At 73.8% G+C, this 25457-nt stretch carries 25 protein-coding genes; 10 read left to right on the plus strand and 15 right to left on the minus strand.

Annotation, left to right across the window (positions count from 1 at the left end; genetic code table 11):
• Positions 1-93: 93 nt before the first annotated feature.
• From clpS to rdgB, 8 genes are all read left to right on the plus strand, one after another.
• A complete protein-coding gene (clpS, locus tag KBX43_RS13020; protein ID WP_030501849.1) occupies positions 94-384 on the plus strand; it encodes an ATP-dependent Clp protease adapter ClpS in 291 nt (96 codons plus the stop codon).
• The gene (locus KBX43_RS13025; protein WP_030501848.1) at positions 381-884 is read left to right on the plus strand and encodes a DUF2017 domain-containing protein; all 504 of its coding nucleotides are present in this window, start codon (positions 381-383) and stop codon (positions 882-884) included. The genes clpS and KBX43_RS13025 overlap by 4 nt, the downstream gene beginning before the upstream one ends.
• A 54-nt stretch (positions 885-938) precedes the next feature.
• The gene (locus KBX43_RS13030; protein WP_030501847.1) at positions 939-1427 is read left to right on the plus strand and encodes a Mov34/MPN/PAD-1 family protein; all 489 of its coding nucleotides are present in this window, start codon (positions 939-941) and stop codon (positions 1425-1427) included.
• Positions 1428-1494: 67 nt separating this feature from the next.
• Positions 1495-1833 (plus strand): MoaD family protein, encoded by a 339-nt coding sequence (locus KBX43_RS13035; RefSeq protein WP_030501846.1) that lies wholly within the window; start codon positions 1495-1497, stop codon positions 1831-1833.
• Positions 1834-1844: 11 nt separating this feature from the next.
• Positions 1845-2810: a PLP-dependent cysteine synthase family protein gene (locus tag KBX43_RS13040; RefSeq protein WP_069087527.1), complete on the plus strand. Its 966-nt coding sequence runs from the start codon at positions 1845-1847 to the stop codon at positions 2808-2810.
• Between the two features lie 224 nt (positions 2811-3034).
• On the plus strand, positions 3035-3781 hold the full coding sequence (locus tag KBX43_RS13045) for an MBL fold metallo-hydrolase (RefSeq protein WP_043326202.1): 747 nt from the start codon (positions 3035-3037) through the stop codon (positions 3779-3781).
• 73 nt (positions 3782-3854) lie between these two features.
• On the plus strand, positions 3855-4583 hold the full coding sequence (rph, locus tag KBX43_RS13050; RefSeq protein WP_043326200.1) for a ribonuclease PH: 729 nt from the start codon (positions 3855-3857) through the stop codon (positions 4581-4583).
• The gene (gene rdgB, locus KBX43_RS13055; protein WP_043326198.1) at positions 4580-5197 is read left to right on the plus strand and encodes an RdgB/HAM1 family non-canonical purine NTP pyrophosphatase; all 618 of its coding nucleotides are present in this window, start codon (positions 4580-4582) and stop codon (positions 5195-5197) included. The genes rph and rdgB overlap by 4 nt, the downstream gene beginning before the upstream one ends.
• 2 nt (positions 5198-5199) lie before the next feature.
• On the opposite strand, the gene hutH is transcribed toward rdgB, so the two are convergent.
• The 6 genes from hutH to KBX43_RS13085 are packed head-to-tail and all read right to left on the minus strand — an operon-like array spanning position 5200 to position 13001.
• Positions 5200-6738 carry a histidine ammonia-lyase gene (hutH, locus tag KBX43_RS13060; protein WP_069087525.1) on the minus strand — a complete coding sequence of 513 codons (1539 nt, stop codon included), beginning with the start codon at positions 6736-6738 and terminating at the stop codon, positions 5200-5202.
• On the minus strand, positions 6735-7904 hold the full coding sequence (hutI, locus tag KBX43_RS13065; protein WP_064446923.1) for an imidazolonepropionase: 1170 nt from the start codon (positions 7902-7904) through the stop codon (positions 6735-6737). The genes hutH and hutI overlap by 4 nt, the downstream gene beginning before the upstream one ends.
• Positions 7901-9265, minus strand: coding sequence for a formimidoylglutamate deiminase (locus tag KBX43_RS13070; RefSeq protein ID WP_210884605.1), 1365 nt, complete (start codon positions 9263-9265; stop codon positions 7901-7903). The genes hutI and KBX43_RS13070 overlap by 4 nt, the downstream gene beginning before the upstream one ends.
• Entirely contained in the window at positions 9262-10482 is a 1221-nt protein-coding gene (locus tag KBX43_RS13075; RefSeq protein ID WP_210884584.1) for an allantoate amidohydrolase, read from the minus strand. Before KBX43_RS13075 ends, KBX43_RS13070 begins: the two co-directional genes overlap by 4 nt.
• Before the next feature lie 11 nt (positions 10483-10493).
• Positions 10494-12140, minus strand: coding sequence for a urocanate hydratase (hutU, locus tag KBX43_RS13080; protein WP_210884585.1), 1647 nt, complete (start codon positions 12138-12140; stop codon positions 10494-10496).
• A 12-nt stretch (positions 12141-12152) separates the two neighbouring features.
• The gene (locus KBX43_RS13085) at positions 12153-13001 is read right to left on the minus strand and encodes a MurR/RpiR family transcriptional regulator (RefSeq protein ID WP_104114461.1); all 849 of its coding nucleotides are present in this window, start codon (positions 12999-13001) and stop codon (positions 12153-12155) included.
• Positions 13002-13115: 114 nt separating this feature from the next.
• Between KBX43_RS13085 and KBX43_RS13090 the strand changes: the two genes are divergently transcribed.
• Positions 13116-14309 carry a hypothetical protein gene (locus KBX43_RS13090; protein ID WP_210884586.1) on the plus strand — a complete coding sequence of 398 codons (1194 nt, stop codon included), beginning with the start codon at positions 13116-13118 and terminating at the stop codon, positions 14307-14309.
• A gap of 13 nt (positions 14310-14322) precedes the next feature.
• Here KBX43_RS13090 and KBX43_RS13095 read toward each other — a convergent pair whose 3' ends face one another.
• Positions 14323-15927, minus strand: a complete 1605-nt coding sequence (locus tag KBX43_RS13095) for a hypothetical protein (RefSeq protein ID WP_210884587.1) — start codon at positions 15925-15927, stop codon at positions 14323-14325.
• Between the two features lie 153 nt (positions 15928-16080).
• Here KBX43_RS13095 and KBX43_RS13100 point away from each other — a divergent pair, with 153 nt between their 5' ends.
• Positions 16081-17799, plus strand: a complete 1719-nt coding sequence (locus KBX43_RS13100; RefSeq protein WP_210884588.1) for an O-antigen ligase family protein — start codon at positions 16081-16083, stop codon at positions 17797-17799.
• Here the strand turns inward: KBX43_RS13100 and KBX43_RS13105 are convergent.
• The 8 genes from KBX43_RS13105 to rfbA are packed head-to-tail and all read right to left on the minus strand — an operon-like array spanning position 17715 to position 25438.
• A complete protein-coding gene (locus KBX43_RS13105; protein WP_210884589.1) occupies positions 17715-19007 on the minus strand; it encodes an acyltransferase in 1293 nt (430 codons plus the stop codon). The genes KBX43_RS13100 and KBX43_RS13105 overlap by 85 nt on opposite strands.
• A 15-nt stretch (positions 19008-19022) precedes the next feature.
• The gene (locus tag KBX43_RS13110; RefSeq protein WP_281605053.1) at positions 19023-19829 is read right to left on the minus strand and encodes a glycosyltransferase family 2 protein; all 807 of its coding nucleotides are present in this window, start codon (positions 19827-19829) and stop codon (positions 19023-19025) included.
• A 23-nt stretch (positions 19830-19852) separates the two neighbouring features.
• Complete coding sequence (locus tag KBX43_RS13115) at positions 19853-20761, minus strand: glycosyltransferase family 2 protein (RefSeq protein WP_231915518.1); 909 nt, start codon at positions 20759-20761, stop codon at positions 19853-19855.
• 5 nt (positions 20762-20766) lie between these two features.
• Positions 20767-21843, minus strand: a complete 1077-nt coding sequence (locus tag KBX43_RS13120) for a glycosyltransferase family 4 protein (RefSeq protein ID WP_064446932.1) — start codon at positions 21841-21843, stop codon at positions 20767-20769.
• Complete coding sequence (locus tag KBX43_RS13125; RefSeq protein ID WP_187693929.1) at positions 21840-22691, minus strand: glycosyltransferase; 852 nt, start codon at positions 22689-22691, stop codon at positions 21840-21842. The genes KBX43_RS13120 and KBX43_RS13125 overlap by 4 nt, the downstream gene beginning before the upstream one ends.
• A gap of 1 nt (position 22692) precedes the next feature.
• Entirely contained in the window at positions 22693-23961 is a 1269-nt protein-coding gene (locus KBX43_RS13130; RefSeq protein WP_307851519.1) for a hypothetical protein, read from the minus strand.
• Entirely contained in the window at positions 23958-24560 is a 603-nt protein-coding gene (locus KBX43_RS13135) for a dTDP-4-dehydrorhamnose 3,5-epimerase family protein (protein WP_064446934.1), read from the minus strand. The genes KBX43_RS13130 and KBX43_RS13135 overlap by 4 nt, the downstream gene beginning before the upstream one ends.
• The gene (gene rfbA, locus KBX43_RS13140) at positions 24557-25438 is read right to left on the minus strand and encodes a glucose-1-phosphate thymidylyltransferase RfbA (protein WP_043326169.1); all 882 of its coding nucleotides are present in this window, start codon (positions 25436-25438) and stop codon (positions 24557-24559) included. Before rfbA ends, KBX43_RS13135 begins: the two co-directional genes overlap by 4 nt.
• Positions 25439-25457 lie beyond the last annotated feature (19 nt).

The raw sequence follows: 25457 nt of genomic DNA on the forward strand, positions 1-25457 counted from the left end.
CCCGGGCTCGCGTACGCGGCCCGGGCGGGTGACGACGGCCGCCGCGGTGTTCCGGTTCATCGGTTCCCCGGATCCGGTGGCACGATGGGGGGCATGGCGGCTCCACAGGTTGCGCCGGTCGAGACGCCGGACACCGAAGAGGTGCCGGTCTCCGACCGGCCGTGGGTGACCATCGTCTGGGACGATCCGGTCAACCTGATGACGTATGTGACCTGGGTGTTCCAGAAGCTCTTCGGATACAGCCGGGAGAAGGCGGAGCGGCTCATGCTGGACGTGCACCACAAGGGCAAGGCCGTGGTGTCCACCGGCGCCCGGGAACGGATGGAGCACGACGCGGCGCAGCTGCACGCGTACGGTCTCTGGGCGACGGTGGAGAGGTCATGAGCATGTTCCGCCGCCGGGGCGACCACTACGTGGCGACGTTCGCCGTCGACGAGGTCCGGGTGCTGCGCAAGGTCGCCGCCGAGGTGGTCGGGCTGCTGACCGACGGCTTCGACCACGGTGACCCGGTGGTCGGCCGGCTCTTCCCCGACGTCTACCCGGACGACGACGCCGGCACCGCCGAGTTCCGCCGCTACACCGAGGGCGATCTGAAGACCGGGAAGATCGACCAGGCGGGCGCGATCCTCGCCGCCCTGCCCGACGGCGACTCCGGCGGCGAGGTGCGACTCGACGCGGAGGCGGCCGAGGCGTGGCTGCGCGCGCTCAACGACGCCCGGCTGGCGATGGGCGTACGCCTGGAGATCAAGGACGGCACCGACCTGGGTGAGGAGCTCGACGACGCGGTCGCCGAGGACCCCGGTTCGTCCCGGGTGTTCCAACTGTCGGTCTACGCCTACCTCGGTTATCTGCAGGAGTCCCTGCTCAACGCGCTCATCGACTGAGTGGTGACGGTTGCCACCTCGCCGCCCGGCCCGGCCAGGGGCTAGGCTGGTGGCGTGCTGAGCATCGACCGGTCGATCATCGACGCGATCGTCGCCCACGCGCGTCGGGACCACCCGGACGAGGCGTGCGGCGTGGTCGCCGGCCCCGTCGGCAGCGACACCCCGACCCGGCACATCCCGATGGACAACGCGGCCCGCTCCATGACCTTCTACGAGTTCGACTCGATGGAGCAGTTGCGGGTGTGGCGGGAGATGGACGACCGCGACGAGGAGCCGGTGGTGATCTACCACTCGCACACCGCGACCGAGGCCTACCCGTCCCGCACGGACGTCTCCTTCGCCGGCGAGCCGGGCGCGCACTACCTGCTCGTCTCGACCCGCGAGCCCGACACCGAGGAGATCCGCTCCTTCCGGATCGTCGACGGCGTGATCACCGAGGAACCGGTGAAGATCGTGGATGCCGCCGTGGACCCGAACGCCGTCCAGTCCTACATGTTCGGGCAGAGCCCGGCGACGGTCGACTACGAGTGTTCCGACCGCTGATCTTCAGCGCCGGCACCTTCCTTTTCCCGTCACCTGGCACCATCCCGAACGAGGAGCACGAGACATCATGGCCATCGAGGTTCGCATCCCCACCATCCTGCGCAGCTACACCGGCGGCGCGAAGGTCGTCGAGGGCAGCGGCGACACGCTCGCCGACCTGATCGCCGACCTGGATTCGCGGCACGGCGGCCTGAAGGCCCGCCTGGTCACCGACGCGGGCGTGCTGCACCGGTTCGTCAACGTCTACGTCAACGACGAGGACGTCCGCTTCCTCGGCGCGCTCGACGCCAAGCTCAACGACGGCGACAGCGTGACCATCCTGCCGGCCGTGGCCGGTGGCGCGTTCGGCTTCGCGGCCGCCGCGGCGATCGCCTCGCACGCGGTCTCCACGCGCGCCGCCCGCTGAGGGGGCCCGCGATGGCGCGGTACGACAGCCTGCTCGACGCGTGCGGTGGCACCCCGCTGGTCGGGTTGCCCCGCCTCTCGCCGACGGCCCCCGCCGGGGCGCCGCCGGTGCGGCTCTGGGCCAAGCTGGAGGACCGGAACCCGACCGGCAGCATCAAGGACCGCGCGGCGCTGTACATGGTGCGCGCGGCCGAGGAGGCCGGCCGGCTCCGTCCCGGTGACACGATCCTGGAGCCGACCAGCGGCAACACCGGCATCTCGCTGGCCATGGTGGCGAAGCTGCGGGGCTACCGGCTGGTCTGCGTGATGCCGGAGAACGTCTCCACCGAGCGGGTGCAGCTGCTCCGGATGTACGGCGCGGAGATCATCTTCTCGCCGGCCGCGGGTGGTTCGAACCAGGCCGTCGCGACCGCGAAGCAGATCTCCGCCGAGCACCCGGACTGGGTGATGCTCTACCAGTACGGCAACGAGGCGAACGCCCGGGCGCACTACGAGACGACCGGACCGGAGCTGCTGCAGGACCTGCCGGGCATCACCCACTTCGTGGCCGGGCTGGGCACCACCGGCACGCTCATGGGCACCGGCCGCTTCCTGCGGGAGAAGGTCGACGGGATCCAGATCGTGGCGGCCGAGCCGCGGTACGGCGAGCTGGTCTACGGTCTGCGCAACATCGACGAGGGCTACGTGCCCGAGCTGTACGACGCGGGTGTGCTGTCCCGCCGCTTCTCCGTGGGCACCCGGGACGCCGTGCTGCGGACCCGGCAGCTCGTCGAGGTGGAGGGCATCTTCGCCGGGTTCTCCACCGGCGCCATCCTGCACGCCGCGCTCGCGGTGGCGCACGAGGCGGTCCGCGACGGCCGCCGCGCCGACGTGGCGTTCGTGGTCTGCGACGGCGGCTGGAAATACCTGTCGACCGGCGCGTACGGCGGCACGCTCGCCGACGCCGAGGAGTCGCTGGAGGGGCAGCTCTGGGCCTGACGGTCCGGCGACGGTCCGGCCGGTGGTGTCCCCGCCGGCCGGACCGCCGCGCCTGCCCGGAGCGGACGTGTATGGGTGTCACGTTGATGACAACTTCCGGCAGATGATTCTTGCCCGACCGGGGCGGCGCGTAGGCTGCGCAGCGTGGCGAGCGCGTCGGTAGAGATCATCGGCGGCGTCGCCGCCGGCGCATCGACTACTCATGGTGAGATCGAGGCCACCGGATGAGACTGACCGTCCTCGGCTGCGCGGGCAGCTTCCCGGGCCCCGAATCGCCCTGCTCGGCCTATCTCATGGAAGCCGAGGGCTTCCGGCTCCTGATCGACTTCGGCGTGGGTTCGCTCTCCACGCTCCAGCGCTACGTCGGGCTGCACGCCCCCGACGCGGTCCTCCTCACCCACCTGCACTGCGACCACATGTTCGACGCGGTGTCCTACGTGGTGGTGCGCCGGTACGCGCCGGACGGTCCGTACCCGCCCCTGCCGATGTACGCCCCCTCCGGCGCGCCCGACCGGCTCGCCGCCGCGTACGGGCAGGAGGAGGGCTCGGTGGAGGACGTCTACCAGTTCTACGGTCTCCAGCCGGGCACGTTCCCGATCGGCCCGTTCAGCGTCACCGTCGACCGGATGAACCACCCGGTCGAGACGTACGGGGTGCGGCTGGAGCACGGCGGGCGGGTGTTCTGCTACTCCGCCGACACCGCGCCCTGCGAGGCGTTGCTGCGCCTGGCCCAGGACGCCGACGTGTTCCTCTGCGAGGCGAGCTACATGGACGGCGTGGAGAACCCGCCGGATCTGCACCTGACCGGCCGGGAGGCGGGCGAGGCGGCCACCAAGGCGGGCGTGGGGCGGCTGCTGCTCACCCATCTCGTACCGGCCTGGGGCAGCGAGTCGCAGACGGTGGAGGCGGCGGCCGGGGCGTACGCCGGGCCGCTGGACGTGGTGCGGCCCGGCGCCTGCTACGACGTGTGACCCCGGCGGCGGCCGGGCCGTTTCGGCGGACACCCGCGGACGATCCGATCACCGCACCGCATAGGGTGCAGGCATGGCGCGACCTGACGGGCGGGAGCCCGACCAACTCCGACCGGTGACCCTGACCCGGGGCTGGAGCACCCACCCGGAGGGTTCGGTGCTCGTCGAGTTCGGCGCGACCCGGGTGCTCTGCACGGCGAGCGTCACCGAGGGCGTGCCGCGCTGGCGCAAGGGTTCCGGGTTGGGCTGGGTGACAGCCGAGTACGCGATGCTGCCCCGGGCCACGAACACGCGCTCGGACCGGGAGAGCGTGCGCGGCAAGGTCGGCGGGCGTACCCATGAGATCTCCCGTCTGATCGGCCGCAGCCTGCGTGCCTGCGTGGACCTCAAGGCGCTCGGCGAGAACTCGATCGTGCTCGACTGCGACGTGCTCCAGGCCGACGGCGGCACCCGGACCGCGGCGATCACCGGCGCGTACGTCGCGCTGCACGACGCGGTGACCTGGCTGGCCGAGCGCAAGGCGCTGGCCGGCAAGGTGGAGAAGGTGATGCACCGTTCGGTGGCGGCAGTGAGCGTCGGGGTGATCGGCGGCGAGCCGATGCTCGACCTCTGCTACGCCGAGGACGTCACCGCCGAGGTCGACATGAACGTGGTGTGCACCGGCGCCGGCGACTTCGTCGAGGTGCAGGGCACCGGCGAGGCGGGTGTCTTCGCCCGCGATCAGCTCGACGCGCTGCTCGACCTGGGCGTGGCGGGCTGCCTGGAACTGGCCGACGCGCAGCGGAAGGCGCTCTCGTCATGAACAAGGTCCTGCTGGCCACCCGGAACCGGAAGAAGCTCGTCGAGCTGCAGCGGATCCTGGACGGCGCGCTCGGCGCGCACCGGATCGCGCTGCTCGGCCTCGACGACGTCGAGGAGTACCCGGAGCTGCCGGAGACCGGCCTCACGTTCGGCGAGAACGCGCTGATCAAGGCGCGGGAGGGCTGCCGGCGTACCGGCCTGCCGACCATCGCCGACGACTCGGGGCTGGCGGTGGACGCGCTCAACGGCATGCCGGGCGTGTTCAGCGCCCGCTGGTCCGGCCGGCACGGCGACGACCACGCCAACCTCCAGCTCGTGCTGGACCAGGTCGGCGACGTGCCGGACGAGCACCGGGGCGCGGCGTTCGTCTGCACCGTCGCGCTGGTGCTGCCGGGCGGCAAGGAGCACCTGGTCGACGGCCGCCAGTCCGGCCGGCTGCTGCGCGCGCCGCGCGGCGAGGGCGGCTTCGGCTACGACCCGATCTTCCTGGGCGACGGGCAGGAGCGCACCAACGCGGAGCTGACGCCCGAGGAGAAGGACGCGGTCAGCCACCGCGGCAAGGCGCTGCGGGAGCTGGCCAAGCTGGTCGCGAAGGTGCTCCCGCCCGCCACCTGAGATCAGCCCAGCGGGCCGATCTCCCGTTCGATCGCCGCGCGCAGCTCCGGGCCGCGTACCACGTCGCGCGCCGCCTCCATCAGCGGCGCGAGGAACACGTCCGGTCCCGGCTCGCCGATCGTGCGGCCGAGCACGTCGAGCGCCGCCCGCCCGGCCGGTGACGGCGTCAGCGGGGCGCGCAGCTGGAGCCCGCGTACGGCCGCCAGCAGCTCCACCGCGAGCAGGCTGGTCAGGTTGTCCAGCACGGTGCGCAGCTTCTTGGTGGCCGCCCAGCCCATCGAGACGTGGTCCTCCTGCATGCCGCTGGTGGGCAGCGAGTCGACCGAGGCGGGCGCGGCGAGCCGGCGGTTCTCCGCCACGATCCCGGCGGCGGTGTACTGGGCGATCATCAGCCCGGAGTTCACCCCGGCGTCGGGGGACAGGAACGCGGGCAGCTCCCGGGAGCGGGTGACGTCCAGCAGCCGGTCCACCCGGCGTTCGGCGATCGCGCCCACCTCGGCGGCGGCGATGGCCAGGTAGTCGGCGGCGAAGCCGAGCGGCGCGCCGTGGAAGTTGCCGGTCGACTCGACCCGCCCGTCCGGCAGCACCACCGGGTTGTCCACCACGGACAGCAGTTCCCGGCCCGCGACCACCTCGACGAAGTCGAGCGTGTCCCGGGCCGCGCCGGCGACCTGCGGGGCACAGCGCATGGAGTACGCGTCCTGCACCGCGTGCGCCAGGTCGTCGCGGTGCGAGTCCATCACCGCCGAGCCCTGCAGCAGCCGGTGGATGTTCGCCGCCGAGGCGGCCTGGCCGGGATGCGGGCGGATCGCGTGCAGCTCGGGCAGGAAGGGCCGCTCCGAGCCGAGCATCGCCTCGATGGCGAGCGCCGCTGTCACGTCCGCCATGGCGAACAGGTGCCGGGCGTCGGAGACGGCCAGCAGCAGCATGCCGAGCATGCCGTCGGTGCCGTTGATCAGCGCCAGCCCCTCCTTGGCGGCCAGCGACACCGGCTTCAGCCCGACCTGGTGCAGCGCGTCGGCGGCCGGGACGCGCTCCCCGGACGGGCCGAGCACCCAGCCCTCACCGAGCAGCACCAGCGCGCAGTGCGCCAGCGGCGCCAGGTCGCCGGACGCGCCGAGCGAGCCGTGCTCCGGCACCCACGGGGTGACGTCGTGGTTGAGCAGGTCCACGAGCGCCTCGGCGACCAGCGGGCGTACGCCGGAGCGGCCGAGCGCCAGCGAGCGGACCCGCAGCAGCATCATGGCGCGTACCACCTCGCGCGGCATCGGCGCGCCCACCCCGGCGGCGTGCGAGCGGATCAGCGCGTGCTGCAGCTCGGCCCGGCGCTCCGGTGCGACGAACGTGTTGGCGAGCGCGCCGAACCCGGTGGAGACGCCGTACACCGGCCGCCCGGCCGCCTCGATCCGGTCCACGATGGACCGGGAGGTCGCCATCGCCTCGGTGGCGGCCGGGTCGAGCACGACCTTGGCGGTGCCGCGGGCCACCGCGAGCACGTCGGCGGGGGTGACCCCGGTGGACAGGATGGTCACTGTGGTCATCGCGGCACTCCGTTGTGCAGAACCTGGCGGATCAGTGGCACCCCCGGCCGGTAGGCCAGGTGCAGGTGGGACGGGGCGTCGAGGATGATCAGGTCGGCCCGCGCCCCGGGGGTCAGCCGCCCCACGTCGGTGCGGCGCAGCGCCGCCGCCCCACCGGCGGTAGCGGCCCACACCGCCTCCGCCGGGGTCATCCGCATCTCGCGTACGGCGAGCGCGACACAGAACGGCATCGACGACGTGTACGACGAGCCGGGGTTGCAGTCGGTGGCGAGCGCGACTGTCACGCCCGCGTCGAGCAGCCGCCGGGCGTCCGGGTACGGCGACCGGGTGGAGAACTCGGCGCCGGGCAGCAGCGTGGCGACCGTCTCCGAGCCGGCCAGCGCGTCGACGTCGGCGTCGGTCAGGTGGGTGCAGTGGTCGACGCTGGCCGCGCCCAGCTCAACGCCGAGCCGTACGCCCGGCCCGGGGCCGAGCTGGTTGGCGTGCAGCCGTACGCCCAGACCGGCGGCCTGCCCGCAGGCGAGGATCGCCCGCGCGTGGTCGGCGTCGAACGCGCCCCGCTCGCAGAACACGTCGATCCAGCGGGCGTACGGCGCGGCGGCGGCGAGCATCGGCCCGCAGACCATGCCGACGTAGTCGTCCGGGCGGTCGGCGTACTCGGCGGGGACCACGTGCGCGCCGAGGAACGTGGTGTCCTCGGTGAACTCGGCGGCGATGCGCAGCGAGCGGGCCTCGTCGGCGACGGTGAGGCCGTACCCGCTCTTGATCTCGACGGTGGTGGTGCCCTGCCGCAGCATCTCCGCGCGTAGCCGGCCCACAGTGGCGCGCAGGTCGCCGTCGGAGGCCGCGCGGGTGGCGCCGACTGTGGTGCGGATGCCGCCGCCGGTGTAGGGCTCGCCGGCCATCCGGGCGGCGAACTCGGCGGCCCGGTCCCCGGCGAAGACCAGGTGGGCGTGGCTGTCCACGAAGCCGGGCAGTACCGCCGCGCCACCGGCGTCGATCCGCCGGTCGGCGGCGGGCGCGTAGCGGGCCGACCCGATCCAGGCCACCTGGCCGTCCTCGACCAGCAGCGCGGCGTCGCGCCTGATGCCCAGCGGGTCGCCGTCGCGGCCGTCGTTCGTGACCAGCTCGCCGATGTGGTCGACGAGCAGGCTGCCGCGCGTCACGAGTCCTCCTTCGCGGTCACCGCCGCGATCGCGTCCCGCAGCTCGGTGGGCACGTCCACGGTCAGGTGCCGGCCGCCGTCCACCACCGGCCTCCCGTCCACGATCACGCTCGTCACGTCGGCGGCGGTGGCGGCGAAGAACGCGCCGGCCGGCGGCACCCCGGCGGTGCGGGCGCTGTCCAGCCGTACCGTGACCAGGTCGGCCCGCTGCCCGACGGCGAGCCGGCCGGCGTCGCCCCAGCCCAGCGCGGCGTGGCCGCCGACGGTGGCGGCGCCGAGCAGCTCGACCGGCGTGAAGTGCCCCCGCCGTCGGGTACGCAGCCGCTCGTCCATCTCCAGCGCGCGGGCCTCCTCGAACAGGTCCACCACGGCGTTGCTGTCGCTGCCCAGGCTCAGCGGGCTGCCCGCGTCGGCCATCCGCCGCACCGGGCCGACCCCGTCGGCCAGGTCGCGTTCGGTGGTGGGGCAGACGCAGACCCGGGTACGGCTGTCGCCGAGCAGCGCCACGTCGGCGGCGGTCGGGTGGGTGGCGTGCACGGCTGTGGTGTGCGGGCCGAGCACGCCGTGGTCGGCCAGCAGCCGCGTCGGGGTGCAGCCGTGCACGGCCCGGCAGGCGTCGTTCTCGGCCGGCTGCTCGGACAGGTGCACGTGCAGCGGCAGCCCGTTGCGGTCGGCCCAGCCGGCCACGGTGGCGAGCTGCTCGGCCGGGACCGCGCGCACCGAGTGGATGGCCGCGCCGAGCCGGACGTGGTCGTCGGCCGGCCCGAACGCGTCCACCCGCGCCGCCCAGCGCAGCGCGTCGCCGTCACCGAACCGGCGTTGCGGCCCGGTCAGCGGCGCGCCGTCCACGCCCCCGGCCAGGTACGCGGTGTCCAGCAGCGTGAGCCGGATCCCGGCGTGCGCGGCGGCCTCCACGAGCGCTGCGGACATCGCGTTCGGGTCGTCGTACGGGGTGCCGCCGGGACCGTGGTGCAGATAGTGGAACTCGCCCACGCAGGTGATCCCGGCAAGCGCCATCTCGGCGTACACGGCGCGGGCCAGCGCCAGGTAGGTGTCCGGGTCGAGCCGGGTCGCGATCGCGTACATCAGGCTGCGCCAGGACCAGAAGTCGCCGCGCCCGTCGTGGGTACGCCCGCGCAGCGCCCGGTGGAACGCGTGCGAGTGCGCGTTCGCCAGGCCGGGCACCGTCAGCCCGGGCAGCCGTACCGCGTCGCCGAGCACCTCCACCCCGGCGGTCGGCGGACCGTCCCCGGTCAGCGGGGTGACAGCGGTGAGCCGCCCGTCGGTCGCCTCGATCAGCACGTCCCGGGTGGGCTCGGCGCGGTCGGGCAGCCAGGCGTACTCGGCCAGCCAGCGGGTCAGCGGCATGCCAGCTCCTCCAGGACCCGGGCCAGGGCGGTCACCCCGGCGGCGCAGTCGGCGTCGGTGGCCGCCTCGGCGGGGGAGTGCGACACCCCGGTCGGGTTGCGCACGAACAGCATCGCGGTGGGCAGGTGCGCCGCCAGCACCCCCGCGTCGTGCCCGGCGCCGGTGGGCAGCACCGGCGCGCCGAGCAGCGTGACCAGCCGGTCGGCCAGCCCGCGGTCGAACGCGACGAGCGGGGTCGCCGACTCCTGGGTGCAGGTCAGCGCGGTGCCGTCGCGGCCGGCCCGGTCGGCGGCCTTGGCGCGTACCGCCTCGACCAGACCGTACAGCGTCTCCGCCTCGGCCGCCCGCGCGTCCAGCCAGCCGGTGACCCGGGATGGGATCGCGTTCGTGGCGTTCGGCTCGACCGACACCCGGCCCACTGTGGCGTGCGCGTCGCGCAGCCGGGCCTCCTTGTTCGCCGCCAGCACGGTGAACGCGTAGGTGAGCATGGGATCGCGGCGGTCGGCCATCCCTGTCGTACCCGCGTGGTTGCCCTCGCCGGTGAAGTCGAACCGCCACCGGCCGTGCGGCCAGATCGCGGAGGCCACCGCGACCGGCGCGTCCTGGTCGACCAGCGCGCGGCCCTGCTCGACGTGCAGCTCCACGAAGGCCGCGAAGCGGCCGAGCAGCGCCGGGTCGGCGCCCGCCGGCCGCTCGCCGAGCGCCTGCGCGAAGGTCGTCCCGGCCTGGTCGCGCAGCCCGGCCGCGCGGTCGACGTCGATCTCGCCGGTGAGCAGCCTCGACCCCAGGCAGGGTACGCCGAACCGCGCGCCCTCCTCCTCCACGAACGCGGCCACCACCACCGGCCGTTCCGGGGTGATGCCCGCGGCCCGCAGCTCGTCCACGGCGAGGAACGCGCTGACGATGCCGAGCGGACCGTCGTACGCGCCGCCGTGCGGCACCGAGTCGAAGTGGCTGCCGGTGAGCACCGCGTCGCCGGCCTCCGGGTCGCCCCACCAGGCGAACAGGTTGCCGTTGCCGTCCTGCTGAACCGGCATCCCGCGGGCGTCGGCCTGGTTGTGGAACCACTCCCGCAGCCGCAGCTCCGGTTCGGTCAGCGCGTAGCGCAGGTAGCCGCCGCTGCCCTCGTCGCGCCCGATCGGCGCGATCTCGTCCCACAGCTCCCGGAACCGGTTAGGAAGGGACCCTTCCCATGCAGAATGCGTTAACAAGGGGCCCTTCCTTACTCGGCCATCGGGATGCGGACGCCGGTGCGCTCGGCCACCGCGCGGGCGTCGTCGTAGCCGGCGTCGACGTGCCGGATGACGCCCATCGCCGGGTCGTTCGTCAGCACCCGCTCGATCTTCTGGCCGGCCAGCTCGCTGCCGTCGGCCACGCAGACCTGCCCGGCGTGGATGGACCGGCCGATGCCGACGCCGCCGCCGTGGTGGATCGACACCCACGACGCGCCGCTGGCGGTGTTCACCAGCGCGTTCAGCAGCGGCCAGTCGGCGATCGCGTCGGAGCCGTCGGCCATCGCCTCGGTCTCCCGGTAGGGGCTGGCCACGCTGCCGCAGTCCAGGTGGTCCCGGCCGATCACCACCGGCGCGCTCAGCTCGCCGGACGCGACCATCTCGTTGAACCGCACCCCGGCCCGGTCCCGCTCGCCGTAGCCGAGCCAGCAGATCCGCGCCGGCAGACCCTGGAACGCGACCCGCTCGCCGGCCATCCGGATCCACCGGGCGAGGGACTCGTTCTCCGGGAACAGGTCGAGGATCGCCCGGTCGGTGGCCGCGATGTCGCGCGGGTCGCCGGAGAGCGCGGCCCAGCGGAACGGGCCCTTGCCCTCGCAGAACAACGGCCTGATGTACGCGGGCACGAACCCGGGGAAGTCGAACGCCCGCTCGTATCCGCCGAGCTTGGCCTCGCCCCGGATCGAGTTGCCGTAGTCGAAGACCTCCGCGCCCGCGTCCAGGAAGCCGACCATCGCCTCCACGTGCTTCGCCATCGACGCGCGGGCCCGGTCGGTGAACTCGGCCGGCTTGGCCGCCGCGTAGTCCCGCGCGTCGCCCGGGTCCACGCCCTCCGGCACGTACGACAGCGGGTCGTGCGCGCTGGTCTGGTCGGTCACGATGTCGATGGCTACGCCCCGGCGCAGCAGCTCGGGGAAGACGGCGGCGGCGTTGCCGACCACGCCGACGCTGAGCGCCCGCCGGTCCCGCCTGGCCGCGAGCGCCCGCTCGATGGCGTCGTCCAGCGAGTCGGCCACCTCGTCGAGGTAGCGGTCGTGCACCCGGCGGTCCAGCCGCGACCGGTCCACGTCCACGATCAGGCAGACGCCGCCGTTCATGGTGACGGCGAGCGGCTGCGCCCCGCCCATCCCGCCGCAGCCGGCGGTGAGCGTCAGCGTGCCGGCGAGCGTGCCCCCGAAGCGCTTGGCGGCGACGGCGGCGAACGTCTCGTACGTGCCCTGGAGGATGCCCTGGGTGCCGATGTAGATCCACGAACCGGCGGTCATCTGCCCGTACATGGTCAGGCCCAGCGACTCCAGGCGGCGGAACTCCGGCCAGGTGGCCCAGTCGCCGACCAGGTTGGAGTTGGCCAGCAGCACGCGCGGCGCCCACTCGTGGGTCCGCATCACACCGACCGGCCGGCCGGACTGCACCAGCATCGTCTCGTCGTCGCGCAGCTCGGTGAGCGTGCGCACGAGCGCGTGGTACGACGGCCAGTCCCGGGCCGCCTTGCCGGTGCCGCCGTAGACCACCAGGTCGTCGGGGCGCTCGGCCACCTCCGGGTCGAGATTGTTCATCAGCATCCGCAGGGCGGCCTCCTGCGGCCACCCCTTCGCGGTGCGGGTGACGCCGCGGGCGGCGCGGACGGGCTGGTGCATCTCGTACTCCTCTCAGCCGAGGAACAACTGGCGGCGGGCGGCGGACGACTCGAACGCCTCGAGCCGGTCCTGGGTCTCGGCCGGTGCGGCGTCGCAGATCGCCTGGAGCACCACCATGGCCAGGGTCATCGGTGCGGTGTGCAGGTCGAAGACGAGGTCGGCGCCGACGGCGGCGGGCAGCACCACCTGGGCGTGCTCGGTGGCCGGGCTCACCGGCGAGTCGGTGATCGCCACGACGGTCAGGCCGGCGTCCCGGGCCTCGCGCAGCGCCTCCAGGGTCTCCCGGGGGTAGCGGGGCAGCACGAACGCGAGCATCGCCGTCGCGCCGGCCGCCACCGCCTGGTCCAGGCGGTCCACGAGCATGCTGCCGCCGTCGTCGAACACCCGTACGTCCGGGTGCACCTTCGCCGCGAAGTAGGCGAAGTAGGCGGCCAGCGGCGCGGCGGCCCGCAGCCCGAGCACCGGCAGCGGGCGGCTGGCGGCGAGCAGGCGGCCCACCTCGGCGACCCGGTCGGCGTCGGCGAGCTGCGCGGCGAGCCGGTCGAGGTTGTCCCGTTCGGCGTGCACCGCCCGTTGCAGGGCGTTCCCGGCGCGGTCCTGGTCGGCGGCGTCGCGCGCGCCCAGTTCGCGCAGGCGGCGGCGCAGCGCGGGGTAGCCGTCGTGGCCGAGCGCCATGGCGAACCGGGTCACCGACGGCTGGCTGACGCCTGCGAGCTCGGCCACCTCGGCGGCGGACAGGTACGCCGCCGCGCCCGCGTGCCGCACCAGGCAGTGCGCGATGCGGCGCTGCGTCGGGGTGAGCCGTACGCCGTGGAAGAGGTCGAGCAGGCGGTCAGGGGAGGCCGCACCGCTTTCATTCACGAGCCGACTCTATGCATGAAAACTTTCAGAGCGCAAGCGTCGCGCGACCGTAGGGAGGTCCGATGAGCGTGCTCTCTGTACTATCCGCACGGCGGGTGAACAGAGGAGTGGGGCATGCAGCCGGAGGGGCCGTACAGGTTCACCGAGACGTTGGGCGAGTGCCAGGTCGGCCGGGCGTGGGCGGCTCTCGACGGGCAGGACCGCCCGGTCACCGTCGCCGTCCTCGAAGGCGCCGCCGCCGCCGACCAGCGCTGGCGGGAGGCGTTCGCCAACGCGGCGAACGTGCTGGCCCAGACCTCCGGCGGCCACCGGTACGTCAATGCCGACTTCGCCGCCGCCGAGCCCTGGATCGCGTACCCGTCCGAAGAGGAAGGTGCGGCCGAGCGGCTGTTCCGCAGCCTCGGCATGGACTACCAGCGCACCCCGACGGCCGAGATGCTCCCACCGCCCCCGGCCGCCGCCCCGGTCTCCCCGCCGTCCCAGTTGCCGTGGGTTCCGCAGCCCTGGGCGATGGCGGCTCAGCCGATCTCCGGCGCGCCGATGTCCCCGGCCGCCGTCTCCGCGACCTCCGGGGTCCCCGCGCAGTCCGCCGTCTCCGCGCCACCCGCCGTCGGCTCGGCGCCGGTGGCCACCGACCCGCTGGACCCGTCCGGCGGACGCCGGATCGCCCCGGTGCAGCCGGCGCCGAAGCGGCGCGACTGGATCTCGATCGTCGGCGCCCTGGTGCTCACCCTGGTCGCCGGCACCGCCGGGTTCTTCCTGGGCGCAGGACGCGAGAAGGAGGCCGCGACGCCCACGCCGTCGGCCAGCCCGTCGCTGCCGCCCTACGAGGCCACGCAGCTCGCCATCAACAAGGCCAAGTTCGAGGGTGAGCTGGCCCCGCTGGTCGAGCCCTGGCTGACCCGGATCGGCGGCTGCACCGTCTACAACCAGCCCGGCGCACCGAAGCTGCCGGCGGACGAGAAGGGGCACGTGTTCTGCCACTACGGCGGCGCGTGGCTGCACTTCACGCTCTACCCGGGACAGAAGCAGAAGGACACCGCGCGGGCGTACCGCCAGCAGCTCAACCTGGCCGGCGGCTCGCTGGCGCCGGGGCTGCGCGAGGCGAGCACCACGAAGGGCGGGGTGACCGGCAAGCCCGGCAGCTACGTCGAGTACGCCTTCGAGGGCGAGGACGGCCGGGCGATCTGCGGCGTCTGGTGGGACCCCGACGACATGCAGGGGGCCTTCTACATCGAGACGCTCTGCAAGGACGGTGTGGACGGCGACTGGGACGCCCTGCGCGACCTGTGGCAGCGCGGCAGCTGACCGCCGCGCCGCGTCATGCGGCGCTGATCCGCGCGACCGGCTCGACCCCGCCGGTGACCTGCTCGACGCGGTAGGCGGCGAGCGCCTGCCGCCAGGCGTCCACCTCGTCGCCGACGACGTGCGAGCGGATCAGCCAGACGCGCGCCCCGTCGCCGCGCTCGGCCGCCAGCTCGACCGCGTGCCGGAGACCGGCCTGCACGGCAGTCGTGTCGTGGCCGGGCACCACCACGACGTCCGGCCGCTCGGGCATGTCGACCCACCAGCCCACCGTGTTGCCGTGCGGCACCACCAGTCTCAGCCGCTCGTGCCGGGAGTAGAACGCGAACCCGTACCAGGCCGCGTTGTTCATGACCACGACGTCGTTCGGGAGGCGGTGCCGGGCCACGTACTCGGTCGCCGAACGCACGTCGGTGACGGCGATCGCCGTGTAGTAGAGCCCCGGCTCGTTCCCGTCGAACCGGTACCAGTGGCTGTTGCCGGCCGCGTACCCCCCGAGCACTACCGCGCAGACGGCCGCGGTCAGGACGGCGGGCCGCACCCGGGGGAGCCGGCGGCAGGCCAGGTCGGCCGCGCGGCTCGCCGACCCGGCGACCCCGAGCCCGGCCACCGCGGCGGCGGTGACGAGCAGGAAGTGCGAGGTACGCAGTTCCAGCAGCGGATAGACCTTCGCGACGCCGACGATCGTCGCCACCACGGGCAGGAGCATCACGGCGACCGCGGCGGCGGGCCGGCCGTGCCGGCGGAGCGTCAGCGTGCCGGCCACGAGCAGGGCGACCACCACCAGCCCGGGCGCGCCGACCACCGGCATCAGCGTGTCGACCTGCCGCGCCAGGTAGCCGGGCAGCTCGGTCACCCCGGGGAAGTTGCCGGCCCAGAACTGCTGCATCGGTACGTTGCGGCCCTGCATCGAGATGCCGAAGTAGACGCCGGTGAGGACCAGCCCGGCGTTGAGCCCGGCCACCGCCACCTCGACCAGGCGTAGCCACTGCCGCCGGACCGTGGTGACCAGCAGCAGCCCGCCGAACGCGCACGGCGCCACGATCGCGGTGACGTGGCTGACCAGCATGCCCGCGGCGACGGCGGCGGTCAGCACGTTGAGCCGCCGCCGCGACCACCGTTGCTCGACCCAGGCGACCAGGGCGAGCACGCCCACGGCCACGGCGGCGTCGGCGGTGTACTGCTTGAGGTCGTGGCGCACCTGCTGGGCGGGGAGCAGCAGGACCGCCGCCGCGCAGGCCGCGCCGGCCACCACGCCCCGGCCGGGCGTCGACCACCGCAGCGACCTGCCGAGCCCGTACGCCGCCACGACCGCGAGCCCCTGGAACGCCAGGGTGACCAGCCGCAGGTCGTCCGGGTCCGGCACCAGCCGCAGCAGGAAGCTCCAGCCGAGCGGGCTGGACGACGTGGTGACCGGCAGGTCGCCCAGCGGGAACCGGACGGACAGCGCGACCCACGCCTCGTCGAGCCAGTACGGCGCGCCGAGCATGGTCTTGACGTCGTGCAGGATCGGCAGCAGGCACAGCAGCGCGAGGACGGCGGTGCTGTCCCACAGGATCGGGCGGGGCCCCGGCGGTCGGCCCGCCGCCGCGCCGGTTCTGTCCACATCGGCTGGTTCCACCCGTGTCACCACGTAGATCCCTATCCCCGCCTGCCGACCGGCCGTCACCCTAACCCACCACTCAGGTGCGTCGACAGGCCCGGAACTGCGGGTCCGCGTCCCCGTCCCCGGGGCTGGTGCCGATCGGCCACTGCTGATCCGTACGATCGTGCGGTGCGCGTGTTGGCTGACCGGATCAGGGGCGTGGAGCGCAGGGTCCGCTACCTCGGCCTCGGCCTCGTCGTTCTGGCGGCCGGGTTCCTGCTGACGGGCAGGTGGCAGCTCGCGCTCGGGGTCGCCGTCGGCGCCCTGCTCGGCTGGGTGCTGACGGACCCGGTCCGGATCACCTGGGCGGTCTTCGTCATCGCGTTCGCCGTCCCGGTGACCATCGACGTCGGCTATCCGACGAATCCCTCGTACGCGCTGCTGCTGGTCCTGTTCCTCCTCGCCGCCTGGGGGCGGGTGCTGCGCGCCGAACGCGACGGGTGGCCGCCGAAGGCGCTCGCGGCGGCGCTCCTGCTCCCGGCGTGCGCGGTGCTCGCGGGGCTGGTCCACTGGCACGGGGTGAAGCCGATCGCGGTCGGCGTCGCGCCCCTGCTGTGCTTCGGCGTGCTGGCCTGGCACCTCGCCGAGGAGGCACGGCACGACCGGCGGACCGTCCGGCGGATCGCGGAGGCGCTCACCTGGTTCAGCGTCGCCGTGGCAGTGTTCGCCAAGTACCAGACCGCTTCCCGGAGCTGGCCGATCTTCGACCAGTTCGCGTACGACTGGACCTACACCTCGGCGTTCGACGCGACCCGGGCGGTGGGCCTGTCCGGGCACCCCATCATCTACGGCACGTTCGCCATGGCCATGGTGCTCGTCGCGCTGACGCTCCGGGGCCGGTTCTGGTACGTGCCGGTCACCGCCAACCTCGTCGGCCTGGTGCTCTCCGGCACCCGCAGCGCCTGGGTGGGCACGGTTCTCGCGCTCGGGCTCTGGCTGTTCCTCCAGTGGCGGAAGGTCAGCTGGCGCGGCCTGGGCGCCACTGCCGCCGTCGCCGCGGTCACCTTCACGCTCGTGGCGGTCAACCCGCCGGCCCTGCGGCCCGACACCACCGCCGCCGCACCCACGCCGAGCCCGGCCGCTCCGGCGGCGAGTTCGGCGGCGCCGGCCCCCGAATCGCCCGCTGCCACGCCGAGCCCGGCCGCGCCGAGCCCTGCCACGCTGAGCCCTGCCACGCCGAGCCCGGCCACGCCGAGCCCGGCCGCTCCGGCGCCTCCGGCGGCGAGTTCCCTGCCGCCGGAGCCCGGCGCGCCGACCCCGGCCGCGCCCACCGCCAGCGCCGTGGACTCCGTCGACGTGGCGGGATCACGGATCTCCGACCCGGCCAGCGCCGACGCCCGCTTCACGCGCATGAGCGTCGTCTGGGACGGCATCACCCGCGACTGGTCCACAGTCGTCTTCGGCAACGGGCCGGAGGCAAACGTGCGGTTCCTGGAGAACGTCGGCATCGGCGACGGCCAGGCCCAGGTCTTCGACAACACCTACCTGACGTTCTGGTACAACTTCGGCCTGATCGGACTGGCCTGCCTGCTGGCGCTCCTGGTGCTGCTCTACCGGCACCTCCGGTCGCTGCCGGCCCGCCTCCTGCTGGTCGGGTTCGCGGCCCAGATCTTCTTCTTCGACGTGTGGCTGTGGCTGGGCGCCGTGGCCGTGCTGCTCCTGGCGGTCGCGCTGGGCGCCGCCGACAACCCGTCCCTGTCGGCGCGGGCGCTACCGGTGCCCCGTCGCCGGCAACCTGGCGCGCAAGCCGCCGCCGGCCCCCGTCAGCCAGCGGCCGGCGCGGCGGCCGGATCCGGCTCGGCGCCCGCCGCGCGCCCGGGCAGCGCAGGCGCGTCGGGACCGTCCTGACCCGGCCGATCGTCCGGCGGCTCGCGCAGCGCGGGCGGCGTCCAGTCCTTTCCCCGCAGCGTCGGCTTCTCCACCAGATGCCAGGAGAGCATCGCCAGCCCGAGGCTGAGCGCGGCGCTGACCAGGAAGAACCCGGCCACGCCGAGAGCCGGCAGGCCGAACTTGGCGAGCACCTGCTGCACCATGAACGAGTAGATGTAGACCCCGTACGAGTAGTCGTTGTCGCGGCCGACGCGGTGCAGCACGCGCGGCAGCCGTACGGCGAGCCAGAGGACGGCGTACGCGTAGGCGAGCAGCGCCGGTGCGAAGAACGCGCCGTCGACGGCGTACACCCCCGGGCCGACGAAGTCGCGCCGCACGGCGAGCCAGCCGACCGTGCCGAGCGCGAGCACGCCGAGCAGGTCGTTCATCGGCAGCCGGTCGCGGTACAGCTCGGCGGCCCCGCCGGCCAGGAACATGAACCCGAACCAGAGCAGGTAGGTCTTCTGCAGCGCGCCGAGCATCGGCAGCGGACCGACCGCCCCGCTGGTCCAGAGCGCCGCACCGGGCTGGAGGTGGTTCCAGCAGAGGACGCCGAACACCGCGACCACGGCGAGGAGCGTGACCCAGCGGAGCTGCCGGCGCAGGACGGTCAGCGCGGCCAGGACGGCCACCGCCAGATAGCAGTAGATCTCGTAGGCGAGCGTCCACAACGATCCGTTGATCGTGTTCCCGCCCTGCCAGTGCCAGTACGGCGTGTCACCGCGCAGCAGGTCGGCGATGCCGAACTGCCGCAGCCCGCCCCACCAGTTCAGCCGCAGGTAGTCGAGCACGCCGCCCGGGCTGCGCCACAGCCCGTCGAGCGTGCCGTGCCGGTCGAGGTACAGCAGGGGCGCCACGACCAGGCCGGTGAACAGCAGGCAGACCCACAGCCCGGGCCAGATCCGCAGCGCCCGGTGCCACAGGAAGCGGGGCACCGAGTTGCGTCGCGCCGAGCCGACGACGAGGAAACCGGAGATCGTGAAGAAGCCCGCCACCGCCAGGGCGCCCAGGTCGACCCGGTGCAGCAGCGGACGCCCGAACCCGAGGGCGGCGGTGTGGGACAGCACCACGGCCAGCGCGAAGACGAGCCGCAGCGCGCCGAAACCGTTGGCCCGCCCGTGGTACGCGCTCGCCAGCGGCTGCGACACGAGCGCACGCCGGACGGCGGCCTTCAGGAGGGGAGACACGCGGACCGACCCGGCTCAGCCGGCCACCGGCGGGCGGGGCGCGGGCACCCGTGAACCGATCAGCCCGGCCGCCCGGTGGTGCCGGCGGGCAGCCGGCGGCAGGCCGACCAGGAACTCGGGGAACATGCCGAAGAAGATCCGGGCGCTGCGCAACTCCAGCGTGTGCGCCGGTGACCACCGCACCGAGTTCGTCGCCCGCGCCCAGTGGTGGGTCCACCGCACGTCACCGAGCAGGGCGACCGGGAGACCGCGCTGCCACGCCCGCAGGCCCAGCTCATGGTCCTCGTAGTAGAGGAAGAAACGCTCGTTCCATCCGCCCAGCTCGACGAGGTCACCGGTGCGTCCGGCGACCGCCGCCCCCATCAGCCAGGCGACGTAGCGGACCTCGCCCGGCTCGGCCACCATCCGGTACGACTCGTGCAGGCGGGACAGCGGCCACAGCTTCCGGTTGCCGAGCTTCGCGGTGGCGTACGGGAAGCCACGCCCGTTTGGTTGCGGGGTCCCGTCGGTGGAGAGCAGTTGGGGCGCCACCAGTCCGCCGTGCGCGTCCAGGTGCCGCGCGAGCGCCTCCAGCCCGTCCGGGCGGACCTCCAGGTCCGGGTTCGCGAAGAGGACGTACCTGCCGGCGGCCTCGTGCAGCGCGACGTTGTTGGCCCGGGAGAAGCCCACGTTCTCCGGCAGCCGGACGACCCGCGCGCCCAGCTCCCGGGCCACCGCCGCCGAGTCGTCGGACGACGCGTTGTCCACCACGATCCACTCGTACGGCTTCTCGCCGCGCCAGCAGCGGCGCAGCGTGTCCGCCGAGTTGTAGGTGACAGTCACGACACTCCACGGGTGTCCCGTCATCACGCTCTCCGAACTGTCAGATAGCTGAGCAGGGTCGCGAAGCCGAACCGCTTGCCGGTCCACTGCCGGCGGGCGGCCGGCCCCTGCCGCAGGCCGTGTCCCACGCCACGCAGGAACGGCCGCAGCAGGCCCTGGCGGACCCGCCGGGCGGCGAGCGCGACGTGCGCCAGCGCGAGGACCGGCAGCGCGACGAGCAGCAGCGGCCAGGTGAGCGTGCGCGCCGCGACCAGGAGCCGGTTGCGGGCCAGGAGGAACGCCCGGAATCCCTGCAGCCGGTCGTCGCCGTCGACGCTGTGCCCACCGGCGTGCGGCAGCATCAGATCCAGCGCCCGGGTACGAACCCCCGAGGCGTGGAGCCGCAGGGCGAGGTCGGCGTCCTCACCCCAGGCGAACAGGTGCTCGTAGAACCCGCCGAACCTGCGGTACAGCTCGGTGGGGAAGACCGCCGCGCCGCCGGACGGGCCCAGTGGCGCCCGTGCCGTCGTGGCGGACCGGTCGATGAACAGCGAGACCGGATTCAGGTCGATGCCCACGTACTCGCCGCCGTGCATGGCCAGGCCGACCGCGACCGGGGTGCCGGGGTCCTCCGCGACGGCGGCGCAGATGCGGGCCAGCGCGCCGTCGGGCAGCCAGACGTCCGGATTCAGCAGCAGCACGTGGCCGGTGGTGGTGGCCGCGACGGCCCGGTTGCAGCCGGCCGCGAAGCCCGGGTTGGACGAGTCGGGAAGGTACCGGTACCGGTCCTGGTCGAGGCAACCGGCGATGATCTCCGCGCAGCCGTCCTCGGGCCAGTTGTCGGCGAAGACGAACCGCACCGGCAGCCCTTCGGCGCTGCGTACCCAGGTGGGCAGCGTCTCGGTGAGCATGCCGGCGGACCGGTAGAGCACCGTGACGACGGTCAGTTCCACGGCGGTCACCGCAGCGACCGGTACAGACTCTGCCAGCGCGTCACGCACCGGTCGAAGGCGTACTCCTGGGCGTACCACTCGGCCACGCCCCGCCGCTCCTCGGCGGGCCCGGCCTGGGCCAGCGCCCGGCGGACGGCGCCGGCCAGCGCGGCGGGGCTGGGGTCGGCCCGGACGGCGAGCGTGCCGGTGGCGTGCCGGGTGACCTCGGCCAGCCCGCCGGCCCCGGTGTGCACCACCGGTACGCCCAGGGACAGCGCCTCCAACGCGCTGAGCCCGAACGACTCGACCCGCGACGGCACCAGGAGGCAGTCGATCCCGCGGAGGAAGTCCGCCGCGACGACCCGGCCGACGAGTTCCAGGTTCGGCCGGGCCGCGATCGGCAGCGAGCCGGCCCCGGCGACCCGGACGTCCATCTCCGGCAGGTGCGCGGCGGTCTCGGCCAGCAGGTCCGCGCCCTTCTCCCGTTCCAGCCGGCCCAGGTAGCCGACCACTGGACGCCGGCCGGACGCCGGCGCGTCGGCGGGTTTCGGGGCGGGCCAGTCGGCCGGCAGCGGGTTGGGGATCAGGTGGACGTTCCGGACGCGGCCCCGCTCACGCAGCTCGGTGGCCTCGAACTCGGACACCGCCACCGTCGCGTGCGGCCGGAGGCGGCGCATCGCCAGGTCCAGCGCGATGTTGGACTGGGTGGCGGCCTTCTGCTGCCACGACCCGGCGGTGTCCCGGTACTGCCAGAGGCTGTTGTGCAGGGTGACCACGAGCGGGGTGCGGTCCAGGCTGAGCGCGGCCCGCGCGTGCATCGCGGCGGACAGCAGATGGGCGCAGACCACGTCCGGCTTCACCTCGCGCACGAGACGGCGGATCTGACGCGCGTAGCCGAGGTCGATCCGGCTGGTCGCGCCGAGCCCGACCCACGGCACCCCGGCCTCGCGCAGCGACCGGCCCACCTCGTCGTCCGAGGTGGCGGCCACCACGTCGACGCCGGTACGGGCGTGCGCCGGCACCAGCTCGGCGAGCATCCGTTCCGCGCCGCCCAACTGCCGCCGCCCGGAGCCACCGGTCGTGCAGACGAAGAGCACCTTCACGACGCACGCAGCCCCGCGACGGCCCCGCGCGCGATCGCGCGGCGCACGGAGTCGCGGCCCACCGCCGCCCGCAGCAGGATGCCGCAGACGTACGCGGTGGCCGCCACGCGACCACGGCGGCCGCCCAGGTCCCGGCTGGCCCGGATGAACTCCCGGGTACGCCGCTCGGAGATCTCCTCCGCCGACCAGCGCCGCTTGGCGGTCGCGTCGTCCTCGTGCATGATCACGGCGTCCGCCACGTACGCCAGCCGTTTGCCCTGCCGGCGTACCGCCCAGCACAGCCGCATGTCCTCGGAGTAGAAGAACGACGTCTCGTCGACTCCGCCGATGGCGTCGAAGGTGCTGCGCCGCAACGCGACGAACGGCCCGGTCAGCCAGTCCGCCTGCTCCGGGGGCGCGACGATCCGCAGGCGCGGCACCACGAGGCTCAGCCCGGTGGCGTGGCCCAGCCCGACCCCCATGGTCAGGAACCGGCCGCCCTCGGTCTGCGGCACGCCCTCCGGCGTCACCACAGCGGGGAAGGCGGCGCCCACCTCCGGGTCCTCCAGAGCTGTCAGCAGCCGGGCCACCGCGTCACCGTGCACGACGATGTCGTTGTTGGAGAGGATGACGTTCGCCCTGCTGGTGTGCCGTACGCCGAGGTTCATGCCGCGGGCGTACCCCAGGTTCGAGCCGGACTGGACGTAGGTGACGCCCTGCTGGGCGCAGAACTCGCTCAGCGCCTCGCGGATCTCCGCCGAGCTGCCGTTGTCCACCACGACGATCTCGGCCTCGGCGGGCAGGGACAGCACGCAGTCGCGGGTGCGGTGGAAGTCCTCCCAGGCGAGAACCACGATCGAGACGTCCATCTCACACCATCCCAGGATTCGGCGGCTGCGCCCGGCGCAGGCTCGCTCTCGACGCGAACGCGTGTACGGCGTAGGCGAGCGAGGAGGCGATCGCCGCCCCGACCACACCGGCCCACGGGATGACGCCGAGGTATGCCGGAACCGCGACCGCCGACGTGACCACGGCGACCACAGTGGTCGCCCTCTCACCCCGCCGCTTCAGCAGCAGGGCGCTCCAGCTCTTTCCGGCCGCCGTGGCCAGCGAGCCCGGCAGGAGCAGCAGCCCGAGGAGCCAGGCGTGCCGGTACTCCGGCGCCAGGAAGCCCAGCACGCCGAGCCCGACGATCGCGGCCAGGGCGATCGGCAGGGCCGCCGTCACCACCGCCCGCGTCGGGTCCGGGCCGTTCCCACCGTCCCGGTCGGCGAGGATGCGCTGTGCCCGCACCACGGCGCCGGCCTGCGCGAACTCCAGGGCCGCGACCGCCAGCGCGTAGACGCCGAGCGGACCGGCCCCGGCGAACCGGGCCACCAGGACCTGGTTGAACCGCAGCGTCATCATCTGCGCGAAGATGCCCAGGTGCAGGCTCCCGGCCGCGAGCAGGTCGGCCCGGAGGTCCGCGCCGGTCGAGGTGGGCGCCGGGGCCGCCCCGGCCCGCCGCAGCCGGACCAGGACCAGGCCGCACACGGCGAAGGCGCTGAGCCACTGCACCGCGAGCCACACCATGCTCCACACGCCGCCGTCGAGCCGGCCGGCGGCGTAGAGGGCGGCGTACCCGGCGACCAGGACCGCGCCGCTCGCCGCGCGCATCGCGTAGACCAGCCGGAAGCTGCGCTGCCGCAGGGCGAGCGACGAGACCGTGTTGAACACGGTCAGACCCACCGCGGACCCGACGCCGACCAGATAGACGCCGACGCCCGCCGCCGCGGTGAGCAGCGCGGCGGCGACACCGGAGAGGAGTACGGCGACGCCGAGGATCGCGATCACGTACGTCCGTCCCCGGGACTGCACCCAGCCGGCCGGACGCGAGATGAGGAAGGTGTCGAGCGACAGCCCGCCGACGGCCGCGCCGAGCGTCGCGCTCACCATGTTTGCCGACAGTTCGCCGCGCTCCGCCGCGGGCAGCGCCACCGACATGACCGCCGCCAGGCCGGTCAGTCCCAGCGCGCCGAGATAGAGGCGCTCGGGCGCGACGAGCCGCCGCAGCAGACCGGCCGCCCGGCGCCGGTGCGGCGGTGTCGTGCCGGGGTCCGACGAGGACTGCGCGGCGTCGACCAGCGAACCGCCTGTCACTCGTCGCCCCCGAACGGTGCGGCACAGGTGCGGGTACTGCGGTAGTCGGGCAGGAGCCCGGCCGTACGCGCGTGGGCCAGGCTCGGCGCGGCGGCGTCCCGGGCCGACAGCACCGGCGCCTCGGCCGGCCAGTCGATCGCCAGGTCCGGGTCGAGAGGGTGCACCGTGTGCTCGGCGCCCGGGTTGTAGGTGGTGGAGCAGAGATAGCTGAGTGTGGCGTCGTCGGTCAGCGCGCAGAAACCGTGCCCCAGACCCTCGCTGAGATAGACGGCTCGCCGGTCGACGTCGTCCAGCCGCACCGCCTCCCACCGGCCGAACGTCGGCGAGCCCACCCGGATGTCCACCACTAGGTCGACCACGGCCCCGCGTACGCAGGTCACGTACTTGGCCTGGCCGGGCGGGACGTCGGCGAAGTGGATGCCGCGGACCACGCCCCGCGCGGAGACGGACAGGTTGCCCTGGGCCAGCCGCAGCGGACGCCCGACCACCTCGGCGAGCCGGTCGAACCGGTACCACTCCATGAACAACCCGCGGGAGTCGCCGTGCTGCCGGGGCGTGATCTCCCACGCCCCCTCGATACTCAGCGGCCGGATCTTCATCCTTCGGTCCCGCTCCGCTCGGCCAGCAGGCCCAGCAGGTATTCGCCGTAGCCGCTGCGGGTCAGCGGATGGGCGAGCACGCGCAGCCGCTCGTCGTCGATCAGCCCGGACCGCCAGACCACCTCCTCGACGCAGCCGATCTTCATGCCCTGGCGCTCCTCGATCACCCGGACGAACTCCGCGGCCTGCATCATCGAGGTGAACGTGCCGGTGTCCAGCCACGCCGTGCCCCGGTCGAGGACCGTCACGGTCAGCTCGCCCCACGCCCGGTACGTCTCGTTGACCGCCGTGATCTCCAGCTCGCCGCGCGCGCTCGGCGTCAGCTTGCGGGCGATGTCGACCGCCCGGTTGTCATAGAAGTAGAGGCCGGGCACCGCGTACCGGGACCGGGGACGGGCCGGCTTCTCCTCGATCGAGAGCACCCGGCCGTCGGCGTCGAACTCGACCACGCCGTACGCCTGCGGGTTCGCCACCGGGTACGCGAAGACCCGGCCGCCCGCCGGTTCGCCGTGCTGGGCGAGCTGCCGGCCGAGCCCGACGCCGTGGAAGATGTTGTCGCCGAGGATCAGCGCCACCGACTCGTCGCCGATGAAGTCCGCGCCGAGCACCAGCGCCTGCGCGATGCCCTCCGGACGGGGCTGTTCGGCGTACGCCAGCCGCAGCCCCCACTGGCTGCCGTCGCCGAGCAGCCGCTCGAACTGGGCGCGGTCCTCCGGAGTGGTCACCACCAGGATCTCCCGCACGCCGGCCATCACCAGAGTGGAGAGCGGGTAGTAGACCATCGGCTTGTCGAACACCGGCATCAGCTGCTTGGAGACGGCCCGGGTGATCGGCCACAACCGGGACCCGGTGCCGCCGGCGAGAAGGATTCCACGCACTCGCGGAGACTACCCGTGA

Origin of the sequence: Micromonospora sp. C41, from assembly GCF_018070485.1 — a bacterium.
Classification (GTDB): domain Bacteria; phylum Actinomycetota; class Actinomycetes; order Mycobacteriales; family Micromonosporaceae; genus Micromonospora; species Micromonospora chalcea.

What these genes read in the sequence shown, in the direction of transcription:
- rph (WP_043326200.1), top strand. Translation starts at nt 3,855, where the DNA reads ATGGCGCGACCTGACGGGCGGGAGCCCGACCAACTCCGACCGGTGACC.
- KBX43_RS13125 (WP_187693929.1), bottom strand. Translation starts at nt 22,691, where the DNA reads ATGGACGTCTCGATCGTGGTTCTCGCCTGGGAGGACTTCCACCGCACC.
- KBX43_RS13040 (WP_069087527.1), top strand. Translation starts at nt 1,845, where the DNA reads ATGGCGCGGTACGACAGCCTGCTCGACGCGTGCGGTGGCACCCCGCTG.
- clpS (WP_030501849.1), top strand. Translation starts at nt 94, where the DNA reads ATGGCGGCTCCACAGGTTGCGCCGGTCGAGACGCCGGACACCGAAGAG.
- KBX43_RS13025 (WP_030501848.1), top strand. Translation starts at nt 381, where the DNA reads ATGAGCATGTTCCGCCGCCGGGGCGACCACTACGTGGCGACGTTCGCC.
- hutH (WP_069087525.1), bottom strand. Translation starts at nt 6,738, where the DNA reads ATGACCACAGTGACCATCCTGTCCACCGGGGTCACCCCCGCCGACGTG.
- KBX43_RS13035 (WP_030501846.1), top strand. Translation starts at nt 1,495, where the DNA reads ATGGCCATCGAGGTTCGCATCCCCACCATCCTGCGCAGCTACACCGGC.
- KBX43_RS13090 (WP_210884586.1), top strand. Translation starts at nt 13,116, where the DNA reads ATGCAGCCGGAGGGGCCGTACAGGTTCACCGAGACGTTGGGCGAGTGC.
- rdgB (WP_043326198.1), top strand. Translation starts at nt 4,580, where the DNA reads ATGAACAAGGTCCTGCTGGCCACCCGGAACCGGAAGAAGCTCGTCGAG.
- KBX43_RS13135 (WP_064446934.1), bottom strand. Translation starts at nt 24,560, where the DNA reads ATGAAGATCCGGCCGCTGAGTATCGAGGGGGCGTGGGAGATCACGCCC.
- hutU (WP_210884585.1), bottom strand. Translation starts at nt 12,140, where the DNA reads ATGCACCAGCCCGTCCGCGCCGCCCGCGGCGTCACCCGCACCGCGAAG.
- KBX43_RS13045 (WP_043326202.1), top strand. Translation starts at nt 3,035, where the DNA reads ATGAGACTGACCGTCCTCGGCTGCGCGGGCAGCTTCCCGGGCCCCGAA.